The organism is Wolbachia endosymbiont of Drosophila seguyi, assembly GCF_028981765.1.
In the GTDB taxonomy this organism is placed as follows: Bacteria; Pseudomonadota; Alphaproteobacteria; order Rickettsiales; family Anaplasmataceae; genus Wolbachia; species Wolbachia pipientis.
In genome coordinates, this window is the sequence record NZ_JAPQLM010000080.1 from 1 (window position 1) to 592 (window position 592).

1 protein-coding gene is annotated in these 592 nt (G+C 35.5%); it reads right to left on the bottom strand.

The window, feature by feature from the left end; genetic code table 11:
* Positions 1–572, bottom strand: a 572-nt coding sequence (locus OZD62_RS01545) for a sugar phosphate nucleotidyltransferase (RefSeq protein ID WP_275019285.1), incomplete at its 3' end; no start/stop codon positions are given.
* Positions 573–592 lie beyond the last annotated feature (20 nt).

The following is a 592-nucleotide window of genomic DNA, read 5'->3' on the forward strand; positions in this document are numbered from 1 at the left end:
TTACTTGTTTCCGGACAACCTCTAAACACAAATATTCCAGAGTTCCAATAATGATCGTTACTTAACTTACGCTCGGGCTTTTCTGTAAAATCTTTCACTATATGACATTTTTCTTTCTGATCATATACTGCATTTATATAGCCGTATTCAGAATTGAATTCATGAGGCTTAACCCCAAAAGTGACTATAGAGTTAGTTTCAGAGGCTAACTTAGACGCTTTTTGAGTAGAAGCATAAAAACTATTCAAATCACCTATAAAATGGTCTGAAGGCAGAATTAACATTGTCTCGTTTTCATTGCAGAGAAGTGCAGCAATTAATATTGCCGCTGCTGTTCCAATTTTCACTGGTTCGAAAATCACTTTATATTCTTGCAGTGCATGCAATTCCTCCATCACTAATGACTCGTACTGTATATTTGTAGCAATTATGGGCGGCATATAATCGCTTTTTAGCCTCAACAAAGTGTTGTGAAACATAGTGTTCTGACTAAATATTTTCTGAAATTGCTTTGGCTTAGATAAAGGCCAAAGTCTGCTACCACTACCACCACACAATATTACAGGGCGCATTTAGTTAAGATATTAATTAA